Genomic DNA, 25,563 nt, shown 5'->3' with positions numbered 1-25,563 from the left:
GAAGTACCCTTACCGAGGCCCTCGGGCGCTGGGATGCCAGCGGAGGAACGACTCGGTGGCCGCGAGCTCGAAGCCGAGCGACTCGGCCAGCTCGCGGGACGCCGTGTTGTCGGGCGAGGTGGTCCAGAGCGGGAGCTTGCCACGGTCGTCGATGATGTGCGAGATCAGGGCCGAGGCCACCGCCCTGCCCAGGCCGAGCCTGCGGAATCGCTCGACGGTGGCGACGCCGATGGTGTCGTACCGGGTGGCCTGGCTGTAGGTCCAGGCCGCGGCCGCGAGGCCCGTGTTGAAGGGGGCGACGAAGCCGGATCCGTACGTGATCAGGTCTTCGAACGACGTCCAGCTCAGGAGGGCCCACCGCGGCGCCAGATCGGGCGAAAGGAACGCGGGGTTGTCCTCGGCGGTCATCCGTCTCGTGACGACGGTTGGGCCCGATGTGCGCGGGACGGGTTCCGATGAGTCGAGCTCAAACGTGAGCATCTCCACCTTCTCGGTCGCGCGGACCCGTCGCCCGACCGGGGCCCACCACTCCTTGGGAGCGAACAACGCGACGGGTTTTCCCGCCCTCCCGGTGAGCCAAGTGACCGCCGGCTCGGGCTCTCCGGCCCCGAAGGCCTCGAGCTGCCCGTCCCCCTCGCGGACGAGCACCACACTCTTCGGTGCCCTCGGGTCGTCCCCCCAGATCCCGCGCCGGTGATGCGCCAGGCCATGATACAGGTCGAGCACCCCCGGCCCCTCCGGCTCCCCTAGCCACGACCGGACATACCGCACGGCGGCCGAGTCGAGGAGCATCATGCCGGATTGGCCTCCAGGGTAAGAAGGAAGCTATTCACCACGAAGGCACGAAGGCACGAAGAAAACATCGATCCACAGATGACGCAGATGAACGCAGATAAAAATCGAGAAGTTTTTTCGAAAAATCTGTGCCTGTCTTCATCATTTGCAGATTAATCTTCCTCTCTTCTCCCCTCTTTGTGCCTTTGTGCCTTTGTGGTGAATAGAGTCTTTGCTCCCCCGCGATTACCCCTTCTTCAGCAAATCCTGGAGCGCTTCGACGTCGAGGGGACCTTGGCGGAGGCGTTCGAGGGCGGCGACGGCGGCGCGGGCGCCGGGGACGGTGGTGATGCAGGGGACGCCGTGGCTCACGGCGGAGGCGCGGATCCGGCCTTCGTCGGTGCGGGCCCCCTTGCCGCTGGGGGTGTTGACGACGAGGGCGATCGATCCGTTCGCGAGGTGATCCAGGAGGTTCGGCCGCCCTTCGCGGATCTTCCGGACGACCTCGACCTCGATCCCCTCGGCTCGGAGAGCCTCGGCGGTGCCCGAGGTACACATCAGGTCGTAGCCGAGGGCCGAGAGCCGCGAGGCGACCGGGACGATCGCCTTTCGGTCGCGCGCCGCGACGCTGACGAAGACCGTGCCGCTCTCCGGCAAGCGGCTGCTGGCCGCGAGTTGGCTCTTGGCGAACGCGGCGGGGAAGTCCGGGGCGATCCCCATGACTTCGCCCGTCGAGCGCATCTCCGGCCCGAGCACGATGTCGACCCCCGCGAATTTGGCGAAGGGGAAGACCGACTCCTTGACCGAGACGAACGTCGGCACCGGGTCGGCGACGATCCCCTGGTCGGCCAGTTTCCGCCCGACCATCACGCGGGCCGCGGCCCGGGCGAGGTCGAGGCCGGTCGCCTTCGAGGCGAAGGGCACGGTCCGAGAGGCCCGGGGGTTGACCTCCAGCACGAACACCTCGCCGTCCTTGACGGCGAACTGGATGTTCATCAGTCCACGTACCGAGAGGGCGTCGGCCAGCAGCCGGGCCTGGCGGCGGAGCTCGGCCTCGACGTTCGCCGGGATGCTGAACGGCGGGATCGCGCACGCCGAGTCGCCCGAGTGGATCCCGGCCTCCTCGATGTGCTCCATCACCGCGGCGATGATCGTGCTCTCGCCGTCGCCGACCGCGTCGACGTCGACCTCCTGCGCGTCCTCGAGGAACTTGTCGATCAGGATCGGGTGCCCGTCGCTGACCTCGACGGCCTCGGCCATGTATCGGGCCAGGCTCGGCTCGTCGTAGACGATCTCCATCGCGCGGCCGCCGAGGACGAAGCTCGGGCGGACGACCACGGGGTAGCCGACCCGCTCGGCGATCCGCCGGGCTTCCTCATACCGGGTCGCGGTGGCGCTCGGGGGCTGTCGCAGGCCGAGCCGCTCGATCACGACGCGGAACCGTTCGCGGTCCTCGGCCAGCTCGATGCTCTCGGGGCTGGTCCCCAGGATCGGCACGCCGGCCGTCTCGAGCGCCCGCGCGAGGTTCAGCGGGGTCTGCCCGCCGAACTGGACGATGACGCCGAGCGGGTCGACCCGCTCGCAGATGTTGAGGACGTCTTCGACCGTCAGGGGTTCGAAGAAGAGGTGGTCGGAGGTGTCGTAGTCGGTGCTGACGGTCTCGGGGTTCGAGTTGACCATCACCACGTCGAAGCCGTCGGCGTGGAGGGCGAAGGCGGCCTGGCAGCAGCAGTAGTCGAACTCGATCCCCTGCCCGATCCGGTTCGGCCCCCCCCCGAGGATCACGACGCGGGGACGCTCGCCGATCCTCGCCTCGTCGGTCGACTCGTAGGTCGAGTAGTAGTACGGGGTCGTCGCGGCGAACTCGGCGGCGCAGGTGTCGACGAGCTTGAATACGGCCGAGATCCCCCGGCGCTTCCGCTCGCGGCGGACTTCGGCTTCGGTCGTGTCCCAGATGTGGGCGAGCTGGCGGTCGCCGAACCCGTCACGCTTCGCGCGGCGCAGCAGGTCGTCGTCGACCCGTTCGAGCGAGCCCGCTTCGAGGAGCAGGCCTTCGGTGTCCACGAGCTCGGCGATGTTGGCGAGGAACCACGGGTCGATCGCGGTCAGCTCCTGGATCCGCTCGAGCGACATCCCCGCGAGCATGGCGTAGCGGAGATACCAGAGCCGTTCGGCGTTGGGGGAGGCGAGCTTGGCCTCGATCTCGTCGAGGCTGGGCTGCCTCTCGGTCCCCCAGCGGTCCTTGACGTCGCAGCCGAGCCCGAACCGGCCGACTTCGAGGCCTCGGAGGGCTTTCTGGAACGACTCGCGGAAGGTCCTGCCGATCGCCATGACCTCGCCGACCGACTTCATCTGCGTGGTCAGGACCGGGTCCGCCTCGGGGAACTTCTCGAACGCCCAGCGCGGGATCTTCGTGACGACGTAGTCGATCGTCGGCTCGAAGCACGCGCAGGTCTGTCCGGTGATGTCGTTGCGGAGCTCGTCGAGGCGATACCCGACGGCGAGCTTGGCCGCGATCTTGGCGATCGGGAACCCGGTCGCCTTGCTCGCCAGGGCGCTCGAGCGGCTCACGCGGGGGTTCATCTCGATGACGACCATCCGCCCGGTCTTGGGGTCGATGGCGAACTGGACGTTGGACCCGCCGGTGGCGACGCCGATCTCGCGGAGGATGGCGAGCGCGGCGTCGCGCATCCGCTGGTATTCCTTGTCCGTCAGGGTCTGCGCCGGGGCGACGGTGACGCTGTCGCCGGTGTGGATTCCCATCGGGTCGAGGTTCTCGATCGAGCAGACGATGACGGCGTTGTCGTCGCCGTCGCGCATGACCTCGAGCTCGTATTCCTTCCACCCCGAGAGGCATTCCTCGACCAGGACGGAGCCGACCGGGCTGAGCTCGACGGCGTAGGCCGCCATGCGGTCGAACTCCTCGCGATTGTAGGCGATGCCGCCGCCGGTGCCCCCCATGGTGAAGCTCGGGCGGAGGACGCAGGGGAGCCCGATGCGGTCGCGGATGGCGCGGGCCTCCTCGAGCCCGTGGGCGAGGCCGCTCTTGGCGCTCTCGAGGCCGATGCCGTCCATGCACTGCTTGAAGAGCTGCCGGTCCTCGGCCTTGCGAATCGACTCGGCGCTGGCGCCGATGAGCTTGCAGCCGTAGCGTTCGAGGACCCCCGAGTCGTGCAGAGCGAGCCCGACGTTCAGCCCCGTCTGGCCGCCGAGGGTCGGCAGGACCGCGTCCGGCCGCTCGGCGGCGATGATCTTCTCGACGAAATCCGGCGTGATCGGCTCGATGTAGGTCCGGTCGGCCATGTCGGGGTCGGTCATGATCGTGGCCGGGTTCGAGTTGACCAGCACGACCTGATATCCCTCCTCGCGGAGGGCCTTGCACGCCTGGGTGCCGGAATAGTCGAACTCGCAGGCCTGGCCGATCACGATGGGGCCGGCGCCGATGATGAGGATCTTCTTGATGTCGGTACGCTTGGGCACGTCGGGTTCTCGTTTCGCTTCTGCTCTCGATCTCGATCGGACCGGCCGGTCCGTCCATTCCCGTCCCGTTCGGTTCCAATTCTTCGGCGCGCGTCGGGCCGCGCCCACCCTCAGCCTGGGTGTCGCGGCCCGGAAAATCTCAAGATTTTAGCAATCCTCGCCCGCCCGGGACAAGATCACGAGCCGGCCAGGCTTCGGCGATTCCCTCTAGAGAATCGCCCCGCTCCCATCCACGTTCCCCCCGGTAGGCGAGGCACTCCTGCCCCGCTCCCTCTGAGGAACACGCGGGGCAGGAGTGCCCCGCCTACCGGGGGGAAGTTTGCGAGGCACTTCTCGTCTTGGGCGTTTGCGGAGTCCTCCTGCCCCGCATCCGCTTCCTCAGGACGAGGTTGTGAATCGGGGAGGTATTAGTCCTCAATCTTGGTCGAGGAGTCATCGGCCTCGCCGGCCTCGGCAGGATCCGTGGGCTTGGGCTTCGGCCGGGCTGCATCGGACTGCCGGATGGCGCACTGCGGGTGGATGCCCGCCGGCGAGTAAACGGCCTCATGGCAAACCGGACAGCGCCGCCGACTCGGAGCGGACGTCGGCGGGGTGTGATTATTCCTCGAGGTCATTGCGTCCGCCTTCGATTAGGCCTATCGTGAAAGAAAGAGCCTCTGACGCGTCCGAAACGCGAGCCTCCCGACGAAGTCGTCGCCCAGGGCCTCGCAAGACTCGTCCCGCTCGTTTCGCTTGAGGAAGGGATCCGGGACGCAAGGCCCCTTACGCCAACCCGCCCGACGACATCATTCCGCCCGCCCGTCGGGCTCTCTCTATTTCCGGGTCGTTGCCTTGGCCTTCGCCCAAGGCCGACACCTTCTCCGAGCCTTGGCCAGGGTCAAGGCATACAACCTCGCCACCTCGTAGATGCCCGGTGGAATGCCTCAGTACGGTCGCAATGAGGCGTTCCCACCCGAGCCCTGCCGCGGGATCCACGCCGCAGTCCGAATTGCCGCGTCTCGCCGGGAGGGCGTCCCGAAGAGCCCCGGCCGACTCTCGCCGCGAGGGAAGGGCTATCCCCGAATGCGACGGGAGAGGAGGAGATCTGTGAGGTGATCCGCCGTGCCGAGGGAGGCGGGCCGGGCACGGCGATCCGCGTTCAAGGTCGATTCGCGAGCGGGAACGGACGACGGCCCGCGTCGGTGCGAGCGCCGACGAGGGCCTTGCAAGGTCGAGCGCCCGCCCGCGATTCATTCCTCAATAACGGCCACCGCCGCCACCGCCATATCCACCACCACCACCGCCGCTGCCACCGTATCCGCCGCCGCCGCCACCGTAGCCGCCACCGCCACCGCCACGGCCGCCGCGATATCCACCGCCACCACCGCCGCCGCCGCCGCGATCTTCGCGAGGCCGGGCTTCGTTGACCGTGAGGTTCCGGCCCCCGTGTTCCTGCCCGTTCAGTTCATCGATGGCCGCCTGCGCCTCGTTGTCCGCGCTCATCTCGACGAAGCCGAAGCCCTTCGAGCGGTTCGTGTCCCGGTCGATGATGATCTGGGCACTCTGCACCGTGCCGAACTGGGAGAACAACTCTTCCAGGTCGGTCTCATTCACGTTGTAAGAAAGGTTGCCGACATAAAGCTTCTTGCCCACCGTAGAACTCCGGGCCAAGGCATCACGACCCGCCATACACTTTCCGGGTCGCAGAGAAAGATCGGCTCGAGGCGAGCCAGTCAGGCAGGCACGGCGAGGGAGGGGAGCAACGACGGGTTCGAAAGAAGCCAGACGGTGCCGCTCAGTCGTCAGACCAACCATCCAGATGCTAACAAAAAATCGACGTGCCGAACAGGGACATCAAATTTCCGTCTTCTCGCACTCTCGCTCGAGATTTCTTCTCCCGCCCGATTACGTGCCGCGCCCTGCTTTCTCGCGTCGGCGCGACTCCAAGCCTCGCGCGTCCGAGGGGAGGCGTTTGGCTTTGAAACACAGAGAAAAATGCCGAGCGCGCACCGGATGGTGCTCGAGGATCGTGCCTATGGGCGGCCGGGGCGTCGCTCCGATCCGGCTAACTTTCTTCTCATCCCGGTTCCGTTCGAGAGATCGCACCAAAGGCCGAGCGCTCGGAAAAGTTCCCGTGATTCAGGAAAGACCTGGAGGGCTTCCGTCGAACGTTTAGCGCGTTGCAGCGTAGAAGAGAGCAGAGGCTGCGAGCACGCATGTGTGGTGGTGCATGCGGGCCGGAGATGATGCCGGCGGGGTCGAGGGAACGTGTTGGCATGAGATCGGTTGCGGATGTATAGGTGGGCTGATGTTTGTCGACCGACTGAGCAGGGAAGACTGGGTCGGTGGAGCGGGCGTTGTCTTGCGGCGGGACGTCCGCGACGCCTTGGGAAGCGAGCCCGGGCAGGGAGCTCTGGTCGTCGGGCCGGATCGGGCGACGTGTCGGATGCTCGGTTGGATGCTGGGGAATTGGGGATGGTCGGTCGAGACGGCGACGACCGTGCCGGTCGCGCTCGACTTGCTCGAGGATGAGCCCGGCCTGATCGTCCTGGATATGGGGCTGCCCGGCTGTGAGGAGGTCTTGGAGCGAGCCCGCGACGAAGGGAGCTCCGGCCGAATGGTGGTGATCGCCGGGGCACTCGACGCGACGCGGCATCGCCGGCTGGCGACGTGCCGGCCCGATCGGATCCTCTCCAAGCCGCTCGACGTCGCGCGGCTGCTGAGGGCGTGCAACGAGCCGGCCTGACGCTTGAATCCTCATTTTCCTCGCTCTAGTCGACGCCGTGGCCCTTGGTCGGGAGCTTGTCGGCGAGGCCGAAGATGTGGCTGATGGCGTTGAGCAGGGGGTGGGGGTGTTCGTGGGCGGGCTCGGAGGCGGCGGAGCGGAGCGAGGCCCGGGGCTGGTGGAGGACCTGATTCTGGAACCGGGTGAAGAAGTGCGTGATCTTCTCGCGCTGGGCGGGGGTGAGGTCGGGGGTGGTGTTGAAGAGGGTGTCGAGCTCTCGGCGGCGGATCGCGTCGATCTTCTCGCCGAGCTGGCGGATCACGATGCCGTGGTGCTGCTGATGGCGGAGCTCGGAGTAGAAGGCGACGACCTCGCGCTCGATGATCGCGACGGCCGGGTCGATGCCTTTCTGACGCCGCTTGCGGTTCTGCTCGGCCTCGGTGCGGAGGTCGTCGACGTTGTAGAGGTAGACCTGCTCGATGTCGCCGATCTTCTCGTCGAAGTCGCGGGGGATGGCGATGTCGAGGATCAATGAGAGACGATTGCGCCGGGCACGCTGGACCCGGACGTACTGGTCGTAGGTGACGATCGGCTCCGCGGCGGCGGTCGTGCTGATGACGACGTCGGCCTCTTTCAAAGTCAGGAAGAGCTGGTCGAAGGGGACCGCCTGCCCGCCGAAGCGTTGGGCGGCGGCCTCGGCGCGTTCGAGGTTGCGGTTGGTGATGAGGATCCGGCCGGGGTTCAGGGCCTTGACGTGCTGGAGGGTCAGATCCCCCATCTTGCCCGCGCCGATGACGAGCATCGTCTTGTCGGCGAAGGTGGCGAACGTTCGCTTGGCGACGTCGACGGCCACGCTGGCGACGGAGAGCTTGCCCTGGTCCATGCCGGTCTCTTCGCGGACTTTCTTGCCGACGCGGAGGGCGTTCTCGAAGACCTTGTGGAGGATCGGACCGACGGCCTCGCGCTGCTTGGCGGCGCGGAAGGCGTCCTTGACCTGGCCGAGGATCTGCCCTTCGCCGAGGACCAGGCTTTCAAGGCTGGCGGCGACGCGGAAGAGGTGGCCGATCGCCCCCTCGTCGCTGTAGCTCCGCAGGTGGGGTGAGAACGTCCCGAGCGGCACGGCATGGAAGTCGGACAGGAACCGGGCGAGCGCGTCGGAGTCGGGCAGGGTCGCGAGCTCGCCCGCGGCGTAGAGCTCGACCCGGTTGCACGTCGACAGGACGACAAACTCGGCGTCGGGGAACGTGGACTTCAGCGCGTCGTACCCCCCGGCCACCTTCGGGCCGTCGAAGGCGAGTGCCTCGCGGACGGGGGTGGGGGCGGAGGCGTGGTCGACCCCCAGGGCCATCAACTTCAAGGGAGCCTCCCCGCCGTCCACGGCTTGCCGTGAGTCGTGGGCAGTCGAAGCGCCTCGACACCGACCCAGGTGAAGACCAGGAATGCGAACGCGACGATGGTCAGCACCATCAGGCTCCGTCCCCGCATCGCCGGCCGGAACCGGGCGTGCAGGAGGATCGCGAAGACCAGCCACATCGCCGAGGCGCTCAGGACCTTGGGGTCGGTCCAGCGGATCGCCATGTTGGAGTCCCCTCGGGTCGAGATGGCGAGGAGCACGCCGATGACCAGCCCGAACGTCAGGAGCGGAAACGCGACGGTGATCGCCGCCCGGTTCAACTGCTCCGACTGCTCGAGGCTCGGCAGCGCGAACCCGAACCCGGGGGGCCGCTTGTGTTTCAGGCGATTCGACTGGACCAGGTACATCAGCCCCGCCGCGAACCCGACGCACGAACAGACCGCGCCGGCGAGGAGGAACAGGCCGTGGGTCATCCCCCAGAACGCCGTCATGCTCCCCCAGCGGCTCCAGCCGGACTGTGGGGGGGAGAACCGTCCCGCGACGATCAAGGCGAGCACCAGGGGCAGGACGAAGACCCCGACGGCGATCGGCTCGGGCGCCCGGGCCATCAGGTACAGGCCGATCAGGGCGAAGATCCACGACAGGACGATCAGGGATTCGAACGTCGTGGTCACCGGGATCTTGTGCTGGACCCAGGCGAGGTTGCCGAGGTACGCCGTCTGGACCCCCCAGCCGAGGGCGGTCAGCCCGACGGTCAGGTACCAGCGCGCGGGGCTGCGGACGACGAACCTCGCCAGCTCGCTCGCCAGCGCCAGGCCGTACGTTCCCCCGAAACAGAGCACGGTCAGCCGGTCCATGTCGCCGACGCTTGCCGCGTCGTCCTCCCCAAAAGGCGTGGTCGAAATCCGTAGGCGGGGCTTCGCTCGACTCCTCCATTGTAGAATACCCGCGCGCCGAATCCCAGGCCGACGCGAACCCGAGGCCGGGGGTCTCCTTCTTTATTGTCGCCCGGAGGGATCACCCAGGGCTTGGGCCGGCGAATTCCAGGACAGGAGCTCCGACGACGATGAAAGACGATCTGTTCTCGCTCTACGCGTTCAACCGCTGGGCGTCCGCCCGCGTCGAGGCCGCGCTCCGGGCACTCTCGCCCGAGCAGTACGTGCAGGAACCCGCCCCGGGGTGGACTTCAATCCGGGCGACGTTCGTCCACATCGCCGGGGCGACCGACATCTGGTCCCGACGCCTCCACGGCGAGGCCGTCGCCGCGCGGCCGACCGAGGCCGAGCTCCCGACCCTCGACGCCGCCGTGGCGCTCCTCGCCAAGGGCCACGACGCGTTCGACCGCCTCCTGCCGACCCTCACCCCCGAACAGCTCGAGTCGACCTGGTCCTATCGCGACCTCAGGGGCACCCTCAACCGCCTCCCGCTCTTCGCCGTCTTCCGCCACGTCGTCAACCACGAGAGCTACCACCGCGGCCAAATCGCCTCCAAACTCGGCCGCCTCGGCTTCGACCCGCCCGTCACGGATCTTGTCTATTGGGGGATCGAGGAAGTACACAGTACACAGTAGGCAGTAGGGGAGAGGAATGAGGCAGAAGGCATCAGGCAGTAGGCTGGACGCGATGACCATAGACCAGTCAACGATAGTCTCGTTGATCGATGGCCAGGCGGCGCATTACAGCGAGTTCCCATCCTGCTCGTTTACTACGGCATCCTGGTGTTATTAGGAATTGGTGTAAGAAGGTTGACGTCCTGTCGTTGTTTCTCCCCTGCTGCTTTCTCCTTCGTCTACTCAACACACGTTGCCATCTTCTGCCTTCTGCCGTCTGCCTTCTGCCTTCTGCCTTCTGTTTACTGTCTACTGTCTACTCCCACTCATGGCCCCGCCGGCCCCGCGGCGATGGGCTCGAGGCTGATGTCGTCGATCCACATCTCGCCGATATCGGCGCCGCTGATGCGGAAGTCGAGGGAGAGGGTGGTGGCTTCGGGCTCGGTGCGGAAGATGCGTTCGACCTTGACCCAGCGTCCGACGGTGGTCATGGCGTGATCGTGGTCGCCTTCGTTGAGGGCCTTCCACGACGTCGGGGTTTCTTTGTACTGGGCGATCCGGGCGTGGCACTCGCCCTCGGTGCCGCAGGCGATGAGGTACCAGAACCGCAGCCGCATCTTCGTCGCGTAGCGGACGGGCCGCTCGGGGAAGCGATAGTACTGGTTCCCGGGCACGTGCGCCTCGATGTGCAGGCTATCCGGGGCCGACATGAAATGTCGGTCGTCCCGACGCTCGTCGGGCACGGCGGGCCAGGTGCCTTTGGGGTGGGCGAGGTACTGCTCGAATTCCATGGGCACGACGTCGCGGAAGACGGCCGAGCCCAGGTGGAGCTCGACGCTGCGCTGGCCGAGGAGAGGGTCGTAGTCGCCGTAGAGGAAATGGTGATGCTCGAACCGGATCCGGACGCGCACGAGCTCGCCCGGCGAGAGGTTCAAGGTCGGCTGGCGCTCGACGGCCACGGCCCGGACGACGGCCTTGGCGATCGGGTCGGGGGGGCCGTCGGGTGCGTCGCCGGTCCAGACCTGGAGGACGGCCCGCTCTCGGCAACGCTCTCCCTCGTCGGACGAGTGGATGACCTCGCCGAACGCCGAGAGGCCCGACGGGCCCGAGACGACCAGCGACGAGAACCGGGGGATCGCGTGGCTCGCGACCCTCGAGTTCGAGACCCAGGCCTCGACCTTGGCGAGGACCTCGGCGGGGTTCACCGTGATCGTCGTCGGCCCCTGATGGCGGAGCCGGTAGTCGACCTTCCAGCCCCCCTGCTCCTGGACGACCGACCGCTCCGCGAGGGCCAGCGGGCTGGGGATTGCGGCGGCCGTCGTCTCCGGCTCGGCCCCTTTTGTAGCGATGGCGTCGGCCCAGGCGACGAGGCATGCGAGGACGGCCAGGAGGCGCCGAGGGCGGGCGAGGAGCGTCGTTCGAGCGGGCATGGGAGTCCTTCCCTCCTTCCTTGGTGGGGATAGGCGCACGCCGGCCAACCGGGAGGCGGCTCGAGGTCGTGGGGGCTTGACACGGGGGCGGATCTATCGACCCTGGGCCGGCCGCGACGTCGCGGCGAGCGGGCGACCGAGCGGGCGTGCGAGAACGCCGGCCGCCAGTGCAACTCTCAGACTCTTCGACTCGTTCATTCCAACAAAGGCTAGGACAGGGAGCGGTCACCGGATCCGAAATTCCGGCGAGGGGAAAGGACGCCGACGGCTTCCTGCCGCGGGCGACGCGACGGACGACTGCCTCCAGCAAAAAAAGGAGACGGGGTTGCGGAGCCGGCTTACCTTACTCGGAATCTTCGAGGTCGCTGGGATACGAGGTCCCGTTGGTGCAGTGCTCGAGGAGGCGCGGGAGGAACCGTTCGATGAAGACGGAGACGGCGATTTGGGTGGACGGGTTATCCATGCCCCAGATGCTGGCGTGGGGCTCGGCGAGGTCGGGGTCCATCTGGATGTAATACTGTCCGTCGACCGCGAGCGAGACGGGGACATCTTCGAGCCAGCGATGGGCGAGGGCGTTGACCCCGGGCCCGCCGACCGAGATCGTCGGCACGGCGTGGAGCGGCTCGTCGTGGATCCAGCGGAAGTCGGAGACGACGCGGACCCGAAAGGATCCCAACGAATCTTCAACCTTGCCGGGCCCTTGTTCGATCCGTTGCTTGAGGTAGTACGCCAGGGGGCGGTCCATATCTTCGGCCCGGAGCGTACTGCCGGTGACGATCAAGAGCAACTTGGCCGGCGATTCGACGGCCATGCGCGAGCCTTTCTCGGAGAACACCGCAACGAGGCATGAGGGGGTAGTCCACGGGAGAACTCCCAATTATAGGACGACCGTGAAATCGGAGACAACCTGGGGTGGAGAGGAGAGGCGATGCGTCGGGCTTGGGCCGCGTCGAGGTGACCGGGAGTCTCGGTCAAGGACCGGAGCTCTCGGCGGTCCTCCAGAGGGTCACGCGGCGGAGGGCGATCTCGGCGGCCTGGAATTCGTCGTCCCCCTCGGCCTCGAACTGTTGCGCGACCGCGCGTCGACCGGCCAGGGGGATGAGGCAGTGGAATCGGACCCGGCCCGTGGGCTCGCCCTCGAAGCCGTAGCGCGAGACGCCCAACTCGGCCAGCTTCCGCCGGAGCGCGGTCCAGTCGGACGATGACGGGGCCCCGCTCGGGGCGGTGACCTCGGGTGACTCGGCGTTGGCCCCGCCGTTCGGGGGCGAAGGCTTCGCCGACGCGCCTGGGTCTGACGCGCCGGCCCAGGCTCCCTTGGCGGCCTCACCGGCCGGCTCCGAGGGTTCGGGCCCTTTCGCCAGGAGGATCGGCGCGTCCTTGACCGGCTTCGGCGGCGTCGAGTCGTCGAGCCCGAGCGCCTTGGGGTCGAGCGGCTCCGGGGCTTTGAGCTCGTGGGAAGCCGGCGCCGAGGGTTCCGGGGCCTTGGCCTCGAGCTCCGTCCCCGACGGGGTGGGTGCGGGTGTCGGTGCCGGCGACGGCATCGCGGCGGCCGACTTGGGGGTATCTGGCTTGGGCAACGGGTCGGAAGATAACTCGGCGGAGGCGATCAAGGGGGGGATCGGCGCGGCCGGGAACGGCTCGGCGGGGCGCGGAGGGCTCGATTTGGCCGGGGCGGATCCTTCGTCTCCCGACTCGCCCTCGTCGCCGCTCACCCGGCTCATGATCATCGCCTGAGCCCACTGGAGCCCGGGGCCGTTGACCACGACCCCTCCCGCGAATGACGAGGCGATGAGCAGGACGGCGAAAAATAGTTTGCGCAATGGAGCGGCCTCCCTGCCCCCCGAGTTCCTCAACCTTTGGTGATGCTCTGCTTGCAAATTCCGCTGCCCGGCTGCTCAAGGAATGGCCGTCCTCGGCGAATATCCTTGCGGGCAAAAGTGCGGGCATTTGAATCGAGCCCGACGAAATTGACAAGGCCAGTCCGGAACCCAAGATTGATCTGTTCATCAAGCCGAACAACCCACCATTAAAGGGCGAGTTGCGGAGTCGTGGCTCGCCCGAACGAATCGGCCTCGGAGGGGCCCGGCAGCGGGTTTCCGGGACGCCGCCAAGGTGATAGGCTGAAATCTATGCTGGAGACCGTGTTTGGAACCCTCTGGTCGATCATCACGCTGCCGATCCGCCTGGTCGTCTGGGTGGTCGAACTGCTCGGCCGTGCCGTGGGCCTTGGGCTCGGCTTCGTGCTGATGGTGGTGGGCGTGGCGCTCATGGCGGGGCCGCTGTTCATCATCGGCGTCCCGGTCTTCATCGTCGGCCTGCTGTTGACGCTTCGGTCCCTCGGCTGAGGGACGGCCTCGGGACTCGCTCGGCCTCGGGCGCCGGCTCCAAGAGGGTGTATCGAGCCGACTGCGACGCGATGGAACCCACGATCTATCTCGACCACAACGCGACCTCGCCGCTCGACCCTGAGGTCCTTGAGGCGATGCGTCCGCACTGGCTGGCGGCGGGCAACCCCGAGAGTCGGCATTCCGCCGGGCGTTCGGCGCGTCGGGCGTGGGAGGGGGCCAAGGAGTCGGTGGCGAGGATCCTTGGGGCCGACCCATCCGAGGTGATCTTCACCTCCGGGGGCACCGAGGCGAACAACCTCGCGATCTTCGGGCTGGCCGGTGCCGAGCACGACCCGGGGCACGTCGTCTCCAGCCCGATCGAGCACCCCGCGATCGCCGAGCCGATCGCCCGGCTCGAGGCCGCGGGATTCGCCGTGGACCGCCTGTCGGTGTCGTCCGAAGGCCTCGCCGACGCCGAGGCGATGGCGGCGACCTTCCGCGACGGGACCCGGCTGGCGACCTTGATGCTCGCCAACAACGAGACCGGCGCCCTCCAGCCGGTGGCCCGCCTGGCGGAGTTCGCACAGGACCGAGGGGTCGCGGTCCACACCGACGCGGTCCAGGCGGTCGGCCGGATCCCGGTCGACTTCCGCGCCCTGGGCGTGGCCACGCTCGCCGCCAGTGCGCACAAGTTCCAAGGCCCGGTCGGCTCCGGGGTGCTCCTGGTGCGCAAAGGTATCCGACTCGGCTCCCGACTCTTCGGCGGCGGCCAGCAGCAGGGGCGCAGGCCCGGGACGGTCGCCGTCCCCCTGGCCGTCGGCCTGGCGCGTGCCCTGGAACTCTGGCAGGCCGAGCTTGAGGCCCGGCTCGCGCGTTGGTCGGCGTTGCGCGGTCGGCTCGAGTCGGGCCTGGCCGAGGCGCTCGGACCCGGGCGGGTCGTCCGCAACGGGCCGGCGGACGACACACTCCGGCTGCCGCAGACCGCGAACCTCGGCTTTCCCGGGCTCGATGGCGACGCGCTCCTCATGCAACTCGACCTCGCTGGCGTCGCCGCCTCGCTCGGCTCCGCCTGCGCCAGCGGCTCGACTCGCCCCTCCCCCACCCTCGTCGCCATGCGCGTGACCGACGATCGCCTCCGCTCGTCCGTCCGCTTCAGCCTGGGCGCCAGCACCACTGAGGCCGACATCGAAACGGCCCTGCCCCGGATTGTCGCGGTCGTTGATCGGATCGCGCAGGCCACGGAGGGGGGATTTTAAGCCACGGATTGGACACGGATGAAACACGGACAAGAAATTGCTTTTAAAAATGATTAAATTTAAATTTATGGGATTATCTGCGTTCATCTGCGCCATCTGTTGAAAAATCTCTCCATTTTATCCGTGTTCAATCCGTGTTTCATCCGTGGCTAAAAGGTCCTCCCCCCTTGATCGCCGCATCCAGGGCCTCGGGCGCAACCGTTCGAGATTCGACTCATGGCTTGAGGCCAGGGACGCCGGGCCCTACAATGCAAGGCATTCGGTCCGGTCGACTCCGAGGGAGGTGAGCCTTGAGCGCGTGGAACGACCCGCAATTGTCCGCCCAGCGTGACGCCTTGCTCGCGACCCTGAAGGGGTACGGGCGTGTGGCGGTCGCGTATTCCGGCGGTGTCGATAGTACCGTCGTCGCCAAGGCGGCCCAGGAGGCGCTCGGGGATGCGGCGGTGGCGGTGACGGCCGTCTCGGACAGCCTCGCCGAAGGGGAGCTCGAGGAGGCCCGGGAGCTCTCCCAAAAGATCGGGATCCGGCACCGGGTGATCCGGACCGAGGAATTCGCCGACCCGAACTACCTCCGCAACGGCACCGACCGCTGCTACTTCTGCAAGAGCGAGCTTTACGGTCGGCTCTCGGGCCTGCTGGGCGAGCTCGGGGTCGACGCGATCGCCTCGGGTGCCAACACCGACGACGCGGGCGACCACCGTCCGGGCATGAGGGCCGCGGGCGAGAACGGCGTGCGGCACCCGCTCCAGGAGTGCGGGTTCGGCAAGGCCGAGGTCCGGGCGTTGGCCAAGGCCTGGGACCTCCCCACCTGGGACAAGCCCGCCACCCCCTGCCTCTCGAGCCGGATCGCCTACGGCGAGAACGTCACCCCCGAGCGCGTCCGGATGATCGACCAGGCCGAGCAATGGCTCCGCGCCCAGGGACTTCGCCTCTTGCGGGTCCGCTACCACAAGGGGGACCTGGCCCGGATCGAGCTGCCCCTCGAGGAACTTCCGCGGTTCACCTCGCCCGAAGTCCGCGAGACGCTCGTCCCCGCCTTCCGCGCCCTCGGCTTCAAGTTCGTGACCATCGACCTCGAAGGGTTCCGCTCGGGGAGCTTGAACACGCTCATCCCCCTGGATAACCTCCTGCGGCAAACCGTCCGTTGACTCCGGTACGCGGGGCACTCCTCCCCCGCGCCAAACGGTAGGCGGGGCACTCCTGCCCCGCATCCCTTCCGATCTCCTCCGCGAAATTACGGGGTGGCATCATGCCCCGAGTCGTCTGCCGCTGCGGCCACAAGTTGAAAGTCGAGGCGGATGGTCCCGAGCGGGTGGATTGCCCGAAGTGCTCGGCCAAGATCCGGGTGCGCCGGGCGTCGCCCCAGGCGGTGGATGCCGATCCGTACATCCGGTTCCCGTGCCCTTGCGGGCGTCGGCTGAAGGTCCGGAACGAGGGGACGCCCCAGGCGGGCAAGTGCCCCGACTGTGGCCGGATCGTCCCCGTGCCCGCCTCGGCGCGGGCGGCCGCCCCCTCGAGCCTGTCCTCGTCCTCCACCGCCGGCCCCAGCCCGATCGCGGGCTCGAGTCGTCCCGAGGCGTCGACCGAGGAAATGTCCGTGGTCGACCTCGACATGCTCGACGAATGGACGAAGATCCATCTCGACCGGGCGTCGGCCAGCCCGTCCCCGTCCGTGAGCCGGATCGAGGCGGGCCTCCGCGTCTGCCCTCGCTGCGGCCGCCCCGTGCACCTCGGCGCCGTCGCCTGCCGCGAATGCGGGGCCCACGTGCCGAAGCGATGATTTGACCTCGGCCGGGCGTAAAGCTGATGCAAAGCGAGGTAACGCGGACCCGAGAGGCATGGGCACTCGGTGTGGGCGTGGCTTTGCAGGCTACTTGCCGAACTTGAATGTGAGCTTGAACAGCACGCCGTTCAGCTTATCCACGCCCGGCTTGTCCATGTCGTACCAGAAGACGGCGGTCCCGGTCGCGGGGGGGAGGCCAATAAGCCCGAGCGGCACCGGGACGGCGGGCGACTCGAACCGCTTGCCGGGGATGTTCCAGACAAGGTCCTGCTGCGCGCTGGCGATGCTCAACATCCGGTCGGTCAGATAGGCCTGGGTGAACGAGTTGAGCTTCGTCAGGTCCAGCCTGAGGAGCGCATTCGTCCCGGGTGTGCAGAGGTTCTTGACTTCTTGCTTGACGATGAATCCGGGGTTCAGGTCGTAGGCCAGCCCGGCCCCGGCGGGGAGCGGCTTGAGGCCCAGGCCTTCGGCCGCCTGGTTAAGCCCCAGGCTCAGGATCCCGCCGATGATGTCGCACGCGTCCATCGACTCGACTCCGCTACACTCCTCCCACAGGCGAGGAGACATGAGGAAATGACGTCCCGCCCAACCCATCGGGAGGGACCAACGTCCCAGTTACGCCCGGCATCCGGCGACGTGACGGCACGGATCTGCCCAAGTCGTCCTATGCTTATCTCAGGCCCGAGGGACTTTACCGCGAGGCGGGGCCCGGCCACGATGAAGGGATCAGCCACGTTCCCGCCGAAATCCCACGCGAGAGCAAGACGACCATGATCCGTGCCGCCGTGAGAACCGTGAAGAAGAGACTGCTCACCAGCGGGCCCCGATTCCGCAAGGTCCCCTTCGGGCCCGCCTCGGGATGCGTCATGGCGATCGACCTCCAACACCAGTTGCTCCAGTACTTCGGGCTCTACGAGATCGAACTCGCGAGCTCCTTCCGCTCCGTGCTCAAGAAGGGCTATCGCTCGTTCGACGTCGGCGGCCAGGGGGGGTACGACGCCCTGATCATGGCCAAGCTGACGGGCGGCCCGGTCGTCTCCTTCGAGTGCGAGCACGCCGCCGCGGAGGAGATGCGCGAGACCTTCAAACGCAACCCCTACACGATCCAGACCGTCGAGGCGTTCGTCTCGGACAAGGTCGACGCCGAATGCACGACGCTCGACCACACCGCGGCCGAGACGTTCGTTCCGGACGTTATCAAGATCGACGTCGAGGGGGCGGAAGACGCCGTCTTACGCGGCGCCGAGCGAATTATCCGCGAACGGAAGCCGCACCTCATCATCGAGGTGCACGCGGTCGAGAAGGAAAAGGCCTGCCTCGAGATCCTCCGCACGCACGGCTACGAGCCCCGGATCATCGACCGGCGGAAGTGGCTCAAAGAACAGCGCCCCCTCGAGCACAACCGCTGGCTCGTCTGCCCGGGGGCCGTGACTGCCCCGACCCCCGCCTGAATCCGCGGGCCGGAGGCTGGGTTTATCTTGGCCTCGGCGTCGAGGATCTGCGGGGATACGTGCCGTAGTGTCAATGTCGAACCTTAGGACCCAAGCCGCCAGGCTATGTTCTGCCGCCCCTGCGGGGCTCGTTTATTGACTTGTTCGCCTCTTAAGTGTGCGTGTTCAATTAGCCACCAAAGTGCCAAGGCACGAAGGATTCGGGGAGGAAGCCCGAGGAGATTTGTACTCTCGGGATCCTCCCCTTTGTGTCTTGGTGCCTTTGTGGTGAAGAGCTCAGCTCCCCCACGGACGCTCACCAGGGGACGAGCGTGGCGAAACGAGCCGCGGCGTGGTCCCAGGCGGCGGTTTGTCGGGGTTCGTAGACGGTGACGGGGAACGAGTTGGCGACGATGGTGCGGGCGTCGGCGAGGGAGCCGATGCGGCCTCGGCCCATGGCCTGGAGGAGGACGTTGCCGGCGGCGGTCGCCTCGACGGGGCCGGCGAGGACCATCCGGCCGCAGGCGTCGGCCGTGAACTGGCAGAGCAAGGTGTTCCGCGACCCGCCGCCGACGATGTGGATCGTTCGGATCGACGTCCCGAGGATCTGCTCGATCCGCTCGATCGTCCAGCGATACTTCAGCGCCAGGCTCTCGAGTGCGCAGCGGGCGAAGGCCCCTTCGTCCTCGGGGGGCGTCTGGCCGGTCTTCGTGCAGTAGGCGGCGAGGCGCGAGGGCATGTCGCCGGGGGCGAGGAAGCTCACGTCGTCGGGGTCGACGAGCGCCCCGAACGGCCGGGCGGCTTTCGCGAGGCCGAGGAGCTCCTCGTAGGAGAAATCCCGACCGTTGCGGGCCCAGGTCCGGCGGCACTCCTGCACCAGCCAGAGCCCCATGATGTTCTTGAGCAGCCGGGTTGTCCCCGCGACGCCCCCTTCGTTCGTGAAGTTGGCGCGGAGGGTCTCGGCGGTGATGACCGGGTGCTGGACCTCGACGCCGAGGAGCGACCACGTCCCCGAGCTGAGATAGCACCAGTCGGGAGGCCCGACGACGTCGACGACCCCCGGCGGCCGGACCGTGGGGACGGCGGCGACTGCGCTCGCCGTGTCGTGGGTCGCCGGCGCCAGGACGGTCACGCTGGGGATCCCGAGCTCCTCGGTGAGCGACTTCCGCAGCGGCCCGATCTCGGTCCCGGGCGCGATCAGCTCGGGGAGGATCCGGCGCGGGAGGTTGAATCCCTGGCAGAGCTCATCGGACCAGGCCCCCGACCTCGGGTCGAGGAGCTGCGACGTCGACGCATCCGTCCGCTCGCCGACGCGGCGGCCGGTCAGGAGCCAGGCGAACAGGTCGGGCATCATCAGCAAGGTTTCGGCCGCGTCGAGCAGCGGCGACTCGGCCAGCCGCATCGCGAGGAGCTGATAGGCCGTGTTGAACGGCATGAATTGCAGGCCGGTGATCTCGTAGATCCGCTCGCGGGGGACGCGCCGGAAGGCGGCCTCGAGCATCCCGTCGGTCCGGGCGTCCCGGTAGTGGACCGGGTTCCCCAGGAGGGTATCGCCCCTGCCGACGAGCCCGAAGTCGACGCCCCAGGTGTCGACCCCGACGCCGTCCAGTCCGGGGTTGGCCACGGCGGCCTTGCGCAGGGCGACCTTCGCTTCCTCGAACAGTCGAGGGAGGTCCCAGTGGAGCGTGTCGAGCATCCGGACCGGGCCGTTGGGGAAGCGATGGACCTCCTCCAAAACGAGCCGCTCGCCGTCGAACTTGCCCAGGAGACCCCGTCCGCTCTCGGCGCCGAAGTCCAGCGCCAGATAGTCACTCGTCTTTGCCATGGCGCAACGCGATCTCTCGAAACCACAGATCTTCGGTCTCCGAGCCCTTGAGAAACCCGTCCGCTTCGGAGACAAGGGGTCCCTCAAGCACTCGGCTTCAGCGGTGTTCGCCTTTCGATAGCCCGATTTTTCGGAAAGACCGGCGCCTCGACGCTCGAACCGGGGGCCTCAGTCCCCAACCCAGACCACACCCGCGACCGCCCATCATAAGATGGGTTGGTCCGTGCGACAATGCGCGAGGTCGTTCCGAGACGCTTCGCACCTTCACAATGAAGCACGCGGGGCCTTGCCCGGTTGACCTCGTTGGTGATTCACCACAAAGGCACAAAGGAACTCTTTGGGAGAGAGTCGGAGGAGAGTTCGTTCTCTCGGCGCGTGTCCCGGAACCTGTTTTTTAAGAAGAAAGCAGGTTTCGAGATCGGCTCCCAGAGTTCTCCCGTTGCTGCCCGTGTGGTCAAGAACCCTGGCGGCGAAGGTTCGCCGAAGGATTTTCCAAAAACCTGGACAAGCCGGGCTCGCTCGCCACATTCCCTTGTGTTCGGAGGACGAGACGGGCCCGAGGAGTTCTCATGGCGATCGGAAATCGAGGCACGACCCTCGGGCAGCTCGACACGCTCTTCCGCCTGGGGATGACCGGGAGCCTGACCGATGCGCAGTTGCTCGACCGGTTCCGGTCACGTCGGGATGAGGTCGCGGAGCTGGCGTTCCGTGAGCTCGTGGAGCGACATGGGGCGATGGTCTTCCGGGTCTGCCGTGCGGTCCTCCGGGACGTCCACGAGGCCGAGGAGGCGTTCCAGGCGACGTTCCTGGTCCTCGCCCGCAGGGCCGGCTCGCTCTGGACGCGGGACACGCTCGGCCCCTGGCTCTACCAGGTCGCCCATCGCACGTCCCTCTGCGCCAGGGCGACGATGGCCCGCCGTCGTCGGCACGAGCTGTGGGTCGCGGAGCTCGCGGACCGGGCGGAAAACGGCCCTGAGCTCGACGACGTCGGTGACGTCGTCCACCAAGAACTTGGCCGATTGCCGATGCGGTATCGCGAGGCGGTCGTGCTCTGCCTGCTCGAAGGACTAACCCCCGAGCAGGCGGCCCGGCAGCTCGAATGCCCGGTCGGGACGGTCCACAGCCGACTGGCTCGGGGCCGAGCGCAACTGCGTTCCCGACTGGCTCGGCGGGGGCTGTCGGTGCCCGTCGCCGCCCTCACCGGAGGGGCGACGGTACCGGCGGATTCCGCGGTCCTGGCCGTGGTCCGGGCCGGCATGGGAGCGGCATCTGCCGGGGCGGTCTCGGCGCGTGTCGTCGCGTTGACGGGGATGGTCTCGAGGAGCATGCTCATGTCCAGGATTCGGGCGGCGGCCGCGCTCTTGATGCTCGGCGGAGGGCTGGTGATCGGTGCTGGTGTGGTTGCGAGCCAGGAACCGGAAACTCGGCCGTCGTCCGACGCCGCCCAGCCGGACGCCGCGCGCCGGGAGCCTCTGGGGAAGACGACTACGGACTCACTGGGGGATCCCCTGCCCCCGGGGGCTCGGCTTCGGCTGGGGACGTTGCGGTTCCGCCCTCCTTCGAACGTCGCGGAACTGGCCCTGTCGCCCGACGACAAGACGATCGTCTCCTTCGGCGACGAACTGATCGCCTGGGATTCGGCCAACGGCAAGGAGCTTTGGCGGGCCGGCACCAGCGACGTTGTCTCCCAACTCCCCATCGCGGCCTATGGGGCTCGCCTCCTTGCCTTCTCCTCGGACTCGTCCCGGTTCTACACTCCGCTAGGGCCGGACGGGGTCAAGGTTTGGGAGACGGCCTCGGGCCGTCAGGAGGCATTGAAGCTCGCCCCGAGGAAGACGGCCATCGGAGCGGTCAACGGGGTCGCCCGATCGATCGACGTCACTTCGGACGGCGCGACGCTGGCTCTGGGGAATCCGGCGGGAGTCGCCATCTACGACCGAAGCGGGGCGGTCCTCTACGAGATCGTGAACGCTCCCCAAAAGCCCGCCGACCCCTCGCACACGGACCGGCTGGCGTTCTATGACCATTACAGCTTCGGCCAATTCTCGCCGGACGGGACGACCCTCGCCGTCGTCCTGAGCGAGAAACCCGACGAGCTCCGCCTGTACGAGGCCCGCACCGGTCGCGAATTGCGCCCAATCGCCCTCAAGGGACGCCTCGTCCGTTTGGCCTTCTCTCCGGACAGCAAGCGGCTCGCCGCGACCGAACGCGACAGTGCCGTACGCCTCTACGACGTAGCCACAGGCGAGAGGATCTGGTCGCATATCGTTAAACTTGCGAATATTTATGAAAATTACACATCCGCTATCGCATTCCATCCCGATGGGAAATCTCTGGCCGTGTGCGCCACGGACTATCGGATCTACGTCCTCGATCCTTCCACCGGCGAAGAACAGGCGTCGCTGGCCGGACATCACTGGTATCCCTGGTGCCTGGCGTTCACGTCGAAGGGGGAGCGGCTCTACTCCTCGGGCTGGGATGCGACGATCCGCGGCTGGGATGTCGCCGGGCGGAAGCAACTCTCGTTGACGCCGACGGGGCACGCGACGGGCGTGATCACCATCTCCCCCGACGGCAAGACCCTGGCCTATGAGGACGACCTGGGGACCATCCACCTCGCCGACGCCGGGAGTGGCCAGGAACGAAGCTCGTTCTCGCTCCCGGGGGTCAACTACGACCGGTTGGTCTTCTCGCCCGACGGACGACAACTGGCCGCGGGAGGCGCCGTCGGCGACCAGGTCCACGTCGCGGTCTGGGACGTGCCCGCCGGGACGCTCCGGCACCGTTGGGATTGGCCGAAGGGACGCGACCCGCATTCGGTGGCCGAGGCCCTCCAGTTTTCGCCGGATGGGAGCCGGCTGGCCACCGCGGTCTTCCGGCAGGATGCGGCCTACGTCTTCGACCTGAAACAGGGCCGGCAGATCGCTCGCCTTAAGCAGAACGAGGTCAGGGGCCTCTCCTTCACCCCCGACGGCAAGACCCTGATCACCGGCGGTTGGGACTCGAAGCTACTCTTCTGGGAGACGGACACCGGGAACGCTCGCGGCGAGTTCAAGCTTGCAGACCATACCAAGGGCAACGACCTGCGGATCGAGCATGTCGTCCACTCGCGGGAAGGAGGGTGGATCGCCACTGCCCACCTCGATGGAAGCGTCCTGATCTGGCAGGCCGACGAGATGCGCCTGAAATCGCGGTTTAACGACGGACGGTTCAATAGCGGGGACTTGACCTTCTCCCCGGACGGGCTGTGGCTGGCCACGGGAGCGGACTCCAACCGGGTGACCATCCTCGACCCGTCGACGGGCAAGAGCGTCTGGGACCTCGGCCGCCATCAGAATCAGTTGATCTCGATCGGTTTCAGTCGCGACGCCCGGACCCTCGTGAGCGGCAGCGGCGACGGTATCTGCTACGTCTGGGACCTCCGGTCACCCTCGCCTTCTCTTCGACCGGAAGACACCCCGACACGCCTCGTCGACCTCCTCTTCGGAGACGACACCCCGGCCGCCTTCCAGGCGATGGCGGCCCTTGCCGATCTTCCCGACCCCGCCGTGGCGCTCCTTTCCGAGAGGCTCCGTCCGTTGACGTCCGTCGTCGACCTGGACCGGGTCGACGAGGGGATCTCCTCCGACGAAGCTCAACGCCGACGTCGCTTGCGAGTGCAGCATATCAACAAGGACCCGAAACGCGCGTCTGTCATTGCCGTCCGCCGCGCCCTCTCCTTGCTCACCCAAATCGGCACTCCCGAGGCCCTCGCGCCCATCAAGAGCCTGGTCGAGCGCGACCCGAACGGCGACCTCGGCCGGCTCGCGACGGCCACGCTGACGCGGATCGGAGCTGCCTCGACCCCGTGAGCCGACACGTCGTCTGTTGCGACTTCTGTTCTGGTACGATGAGGAAATCCCTGGCCGAGCTCGTGCGAGGCGCGGCAATGCGGATTCCTGAACCGGGCGGGATTCGATGCGAGTATCCTCGTTGCGGATTTGGCATCTCATGGTGCTGGTCGCACTCGCGAGCGTGCTGCTGATCCTTTATGGGATGATCTTCCCGCCGGGCCCGACATCTACACATGTCTTTCGAAGCAACTTCGTCTTCGAGATTCACGTCGGCGGCTATTCCATCCCGCACACTTCGCCCGTCTTTTGGGGCTTGGCGATTCTGATCCTCAGCATCCCCTTTGCTCTGTCGGCGGGAGTCGTTGCTTTAATCCTCTGGTCGTTGAAAGGCGAGGACAGACGCGAGCCGAGTTCGCCGCGGCCCGAGTCGTCTGAGCCGAAGGTTTGAACACGGCACTGGTTGATCGTGCGAGCGATTTCATTCTTTCCATCACCGCCGATCCAGCCGAGCTTCGGCGCGTGTCGCGATCGATGGATTACGAGGGGCGGCCGGACCCTATTTGTCCACTGTCGTGGGACGTCCCGGGGTCATGATGTAGTTGGCCTGAAATTTGTTCGGATGTGCATTTGTTGGTTTTAGTCGCTGTTAGCCTGCTCAGCGGACCACCTGCCGGCCGTTGTCGTAATGGATGGCCTTCTGGCGATCGATGACGAAGTCCCAGTCGAGCCGGTGCGGGGGTTCGAGGAAATGGCGATAGGCCGCGGCCATCTGCCTGGCCGCCTCGTCATAGGGGACGCCCCCGAAGCCCGTCCCCATCGCCGGCATCGCCGCGACGTCGATCTTTGGGCCTGAGCTTCGATTGTGGGCGTGGATCGCCAGCAAGGCGGCCCAGGTCGCGTTGTAGACCTTGTCCGTCCCCTCGATGCTGCCGGGGACCCTCATCGTCGGGGCGTGGGCCACGAACGGGATCGAAGAGTGGCCGGTGGGCACGACGAAGGCCGTCCCGACAGGCTGCTCGCCGAAGAACTCGTCCATGATCCGGTGCTGGACCTTCCGCATCAGCCCTTCGCCGAAATAATGCATGACCGCCGCGTCGATCCCGGCCGTCATGATCCCGAACGAGTTGCCCGCAGTCACGAAACAGTCGTGCGGCTCGAGCTCCTCGAACCTGGCTCGGACGACGCGGGCCCCAGGAAGGCCGTCGAAGCGTCGCCGGAATGCGTCGGACATTTCCTCGTCGGGATGGACCAGCCAGAGGGATTCGAGCATTATGTTTGGTAATTGTGATCGTTTGTCTAAGGACACGATGGCTGTTTATCTTAGACGAATCTCTGTCGACCCTCATAGGGCAGAAGTCTCGACGGTGCTGCCTTGACTTGGAGGCCCAGCGTCGCTCGTGAATGGTATAGCGACTCAAGCCGATGATGGTTCCCCGATGGCGTTTCACCGAGGTAGTCTCTTGCAAATCACGTTGCGGTCTCTCTAGAGCGGCAAACGGTTGGGTTGCACACGGTACGGCGTGTCTGTGACCCGAGAGCGGAGGCGAAAGCGGGGACTGGCTCCGCAGCGAAGCGCAGGTGCCTGTCGCCGTTTCCACCGCAGCGGACGGCGACGGCCCGGAAAATGGGGACAGGCACCCGGCCTCCATGTTCATTCGCGAAAACCCCAGCCTGATCCTGCCGGGAGCCAGTCCCCGTTTTCCTCCGACGTGCGCAACGCGTGTATGATCCGCTATAATCCCGACAGGGACCGCCCCATCGGTGTGGTCTCAAGCCTATCCTTGTGAAGAGGTTGCGGAAAAGCGGGCGGCGTAATTT

Annotated in this window: 20 protein-coding genes; 9 read left to right on the top strand and 11 right to left on the bottom strand. The window is 67.0% G+C overall.

What is annotated here, in order from left to right; genetic code table 11:
- Positions 1–9: 9 nt before the first annotated feature.
- From ACYOEI_RS21425 to ACYOEI_RS21415, 3 genes are all read right to left on the bottom strand, one after another.
- Positions 10–795: a GNAT family N-acetyltransferase gene (locus ACYOEI_RS21425; RefSeq protein WP_462851611.1), complete on the bottom strand. Its 786-nt coding sequence runs from the start codon at positions 793–795 to the stop codon at positions 10–12.
- A gap of 225 nt (positions 796–1,020) precedes the next feature.
- On the bottom strand, positions 1,021–4,254 hold the full coding sequence (carB, locus tag ACYOEI_RS21420) for a carbamoyl-phosphate synthase large subunit (protein WP_462851610.1): 3,234 nt from the start codon (positions 4,252–4,254) through the stop codon (positions 1,021–1,023).
- Between the two features lie 1,236 nt (positions 4,255–5,490).
- On the bottom strand, positions 5,491–5,886 hold the full coding sequence (locus tag ACYOEI_RS21415) for an RNA-binding regulator (RefSeq protein ID WP_462851609.1): 396 nt from the start codon (positions 5,884–5,886) through the stop codon (positions 5,491–5,493).
- Between the two features lie 655 nt (positions 5,887–6,541).
- On the opposite strand from ACYOEI_RS21415, the gene ACYOEI_RS21410 reads away from it, so the two are divergent.
- On the top strand, positions 6,542–6,979 hold the full coding sequence (locus ACYOEI_RS21410) for a response regulator (RefSeq protein ID WP_462851608.1): 438 nt from the start codon (positions 6,542–6,544) through the stop codon (positions 6,977–6,979).
- A 25-nt stretch (positions 6,980–7,004) separates the two neighbouring features.
- Here ACYOEI_RS21410 and hemA read toward each other — a convergent pair whose 3' ends face one another.
- Positions 7,005–8,306: a glutamyl-tRNA reductase gene (gene hemA / locus ACYOEI_RS21405; RefSeq protein WP_462851769.1), complete on the bottom strand. Its 1,302-nt coding sequence runs from the start codon at positions 8,304–8,306 to the stop codon at positions 7,005–7,007.
- Between the two features lie 5 nt (positions 8,307–8,311).
- The gene (locus ACYOEI_RS21400) at positions 8,312–9,169 is read right to left on the bottom strand and encodes a cytochrome C assembly family protein (RefSeq protein WP_462851607.1); all 858 of its coding nucleotides are present in this window, start codon (positions 9,167–9,169) and stop codon (positions 8,312–8,314) included.
- A 209-nt stretch (positions 9,170–9,378) separates the two neighbouring features.
- Here ACYOEI_RS21400 and ACYOEI_RS21395 point away from each other — a divergent pair, with 209 nt between their 5' ends.
- A complete protein-coding gene (locus ACYOEI_RS21395) occupies positions 9,379–9,882 on the top strand; it encodes a DinB family protein (RefSeq protein ID WP_462851606.1) in 504 nt (167 codons plus the stop codon).
- A gap of 305 nt (positions 9,883–10,187) precedes the next feature.
- Here the strand turns inward: ACYOEI_RS21395 and ACYOEI_RS21390 are convergent, their stop codons facing one another.
- From ACYOEI_RS21390 to ACYOEI_RS21380, 3 genes are all read right to left on the bottom strand, one after another.
- The gene (locus ACYOEI_RS21390; protein WP_462851605.1) at positions 10,188–11,291 is read right to left on the bottom strand and encodes a hypothetical protein; all 1,104 of its coding nucleotides are present in this window, start codon (positions 11,289–11,291) and stop codon (positions 10,188–10,190) included.
- Positions 11,292–11,634: 343 nt separating this feature from the next.
- Complete coding sequence (locus ACYOEI_RS21385) at positions 11,635–12,102, bottom strand: hypothetical protein (RefSeq protein WP_462851604.1); 468 nt, start codon at positions 12,100–12,102, stop codon at positions 11,635–11,637.
- Between the two features lie 160 nt (positions 12,103–12,262).
- Positions 12,263–13,111 (bottom strand): hypothetical protein, encoded by an 849-nt coding sequence (locus ACYOEI_RS21380; RefSeq protein WP_462851603.1) that lies wholly within the window; start codon positions 13,109–13,111, stop codon positions 12,263–12,265.
- 309 nt (positions 13,112–13,420) lie between these two features.
- Between ACYOEI_RS21380 and ACYOEI_RS21375 the strand changes: the two genes are divergently transcribed.
- The 4 genes from ACYOEI_RS21375 to ACYOEI_RS21360 all read left to right on the top strand — a co-directional run bounded on the left by ACYOEI_RS21375 (position 13,421) and on the right by ACYOEI_RS21360 (position 16,654).
- Entirely contained in the window at positions 13,421–13,636 is a 216-nt protein-coding gene (locus tag ACYOEI_RS21375; protein WP_462851602.1) for a hypothetical protein, read from the top strand.
- 71 nt (positions 13,637–13,707) lie between these two features.
- Positions 13,708–14,874, top strand: coding sequence for a cysteine desulfurase family protein (locus ACYOEI_RS21370; RefSeq protein WP_462851601.1), 1,167 nt, complete (start codon positions 13,708–13,710; stop codon positions 14,872–14,874).
- A gap of 290 nt (positions 14,875–15,164) precedes the next feature.
- On the top strand, positions 15,165–16,022 hold the full coding sequence (larE, locus tag ACYOEI_RS21365) for an ATP-dependent sacrificial sulfur transferase LarE (protein WP_462851600.1): 858 nt from the start codon (positions 15,165–15,167) through the stop codon (positions 16,020–16,022).
- Between the two features lie 101 nt (positions 16,023–16,123).
- On the top strand, positions 16,124–16,654 hold the full coding sequence (locus ACYOEI_RS21360) for a hypothetical protein (RefSeq protein WP_462851599.1): 531 nt from the start codon (positions 16,124–16,126) through the stop codon (positions 16,652–16,654).
- Between the two features lie 90 nt (positions 16,655–16,744).
- Here ACYOEI_RS21360 and ACYOEI_RS21355 read toward each other — a convergent pair whose 3' ends face one another.
- Positions 16,745–17,182 carry a hypothetical protein gene (locus ACYOEI_RS21355; RefSeq protein WP_462851598.1) on the bottom strand — a complete coding sequence of 146 codons (438 nt, stop codon included), beginning with the start codon at positions 17,180–17,182 and terminating at the stop codon, positions 16,745–16,747.
- 245 nt (positions 17,183–17,427) lie between these two features.
- On the opposite strand from ACYOEI_RS21355, the gene ACYOEI_RS21350 reads away from it, so the two are divergent.
- Positions 17,428–18,108, top strand: a complete 681-nt coding sequence (locus ACYOEI_RS21350) for an FkbM family methyltransferase (protein WP_462851597.1) — start codon at positions 17,428–17,430, stop codon at positions 18,106–18,108.
- 295 nt (positions 18,109–18,403) lie between these two features.
- Here ACYOEI_RS21350 and ACYOEI_RS21345 read toward each other — a convergent pair whose 3' ends face one another.
- Positions 18,404–19,912, bottom strand: coding sequence for a rhamnulokinase (locus ACYOEI_RS21345; protein WP_462851596.1), 1,509 nt, complete (start codon positions 19,910–19,912; stop codon positions 18,404–18,406).
- Positions 19,913–20,481: 569 nt separating this feature from the next.
- Between ACYOEI_RS21345 and ACYOEI_RS21340 the strand changes: the two genes are divergently transcribed.
- Both ACYOEI_RS21340 and ACYOEI_RS21335 read left to right on the top strand, forming a co-directional pair.
- Positions 20,482–23,763: a sigma-70 family RNA polymerase sigma factor gene (locus ACYOEI_RS21340; RefSeq protein WP_462851595.1), complete on the top strand. Its 3,282-nt coding sequence runs from the start codon at positions 20,482–20,484 to the stop codon at positions 23,761–23,763.
- Between the two features lie 139 nt (positions 23,764–23,902).
- Positions 23,903–24,193 carry a hypothetical protein gene (locus tag ACYOEI_RS21335; protein WP_462851594.1) on the top strand — a complete coding sequence of 97 codons (291 nt, stop codon included), beginning with the start codon at positions 23,903–23,905 and terminating at the stop codon, positions 24,191–24,193.
- A 207-nt stretch (positions 24,194–24,400) separates the two neighbouring features.
- On the opposite strand, the gene ACYOEI_RS21330 is transcribed toward ACYOEI_RS21335, so the two are convergent.
- Positions 24,401–25,015 (bottom strand): macro domain-containing protein, encoded by a 615-nt coding sequence (locus ACYOEI_RS21330; protein ID WP_462851593.1) that lies wholly within the window; start codon positions 25,013–25,015, stop codon positions 24,401–24,403.
- Between the last annotated feature and the right edge of the window lie 548 nt (positions 25,016–25,563).

The sequence above is a fragment of the Singulisphaera rosea genome (assembly GCF_054877945.1).
The sequence above is the reverse complement of the archived record's forward strand: the minus strand, read 5'-3'. Positions and strand labels throughout refer to the sequence as shown.

Bases quoted from the DNA above. Each gene is read 5' to 3' on its own strand.
- ACYOEI_RS21425 (WP_462851611.1), bottom strand. From the start codon at position 795: ATGATGCTCCTCGACTCGGCCGCCGTGCGGTATGTCCGGTCGTGGCTA.
- ACYOEI_RS21410 (WP_462851608.1), top strand. From the start codon at position 6,542: ATGTTTGTCGACCGACTGAGCAGGGAAGACTGGGTCGGTGGAGCGGGC.
- hemA (WP_462851769.1), bottom strand. From the start codon at position 8,306: ATGGCCCTGGGGGTCGACCACGCCTCCGCCCCCACCCCCGTCCGCGAG.
- ACYOEI_RS21400 (WP_462851607.1), bottom strand. From the start codon at position 9,169: ATGGACCGGCTGACCGTGCTCTGTTTCGGGGGAACGTACGGCCTGGCG.
- ACYOEI_RS21395 (WP_462851606.1), top strand. From the start codon at position 9,379: ATGAAAGACGATCTGTTCTCGCTCTACGCGTTCAACCGCTGGGCGTCC.
- ACYOEI_RS21390 (WP_462851605.1), bottom strand. From the start codon at position 11,291: ATGCCCGCTCGAACGACGCTCCTCGCCCGCCCTCGGCGCCTCCTGGCC.
- ACYOEI_RS21385 (WP_462851604.1), bottom strand. From the start codon at position 12,102: ATGGCCGTCGAATCGCCGGCCAAGTTGCTCTTGATCGTCACCGGCAGT.
- ACYOEI_RS21375 (WP_462851602.1), top strand. From the start codon at position 13,421: ATGCTGGAGACCGTGTTTGGAACCCTCTGGTCGATCATCACGCTGCCG.
- ACYOEI_RS21370 (WP_462851601.1), top strand. From the start codon at position 13,708: ATGGAACCCACGATCTATCTCGACCACAACGCGACCTCGCCGCTCGAC.
- ACYOEI_RS21360 (WP_462851599.1), top strand. From the start codon at position 16,124: ATGCCCCGAGTCGTCTGCCGCTGCGGCCACAAGTTGAAAGTCGAGGCG.
- ACYOEI_RS21355 (WP_462851598.1), bottom strand. From the start codon at position 17,182: ATGGACGCGTGCGACATCATCGGCGGGATCCTGAGCCTGGGGCTTAAC.
- ACYOEI_RS21350 (WP_462851597.1), top strand. From the start codon at position 17,428: ATGATCCGTGCCGCCGTGAGAACCGTGAAGAAGAGACTGCTCACCAGC.
- ACYOEI_RS21345 (WP_462851596.1), bottom strand. From the start codon at position 19,912: ATGGCAAAGACGAGTGACTATCTGGCGCTGGACTTCGGCGCCGAGAGC.
- ACYOEI_RS21340 (WP_462851595.1), top strand. From the start codon at position 20,482: ATGGCGATCGGAAATCGAGGCACGACCCTCGGGCAGCTCGACACGCTC.
- ACYOEI_RS21335 (WP_462851594.1), top strand. From the start codon at position 23,903: ATGGTGCTGGTCGCACTCGCGAGCGTGCTGCTGATCCTTTATGGGATG.
- ACYOEI_RS21330 (WP_462851593.1), bottom strand. From the start codon at position 25,015: ATGCTCGAATCCCTCTGGCTGGTCCATCCCGACGAGGAAATGTCCGAC.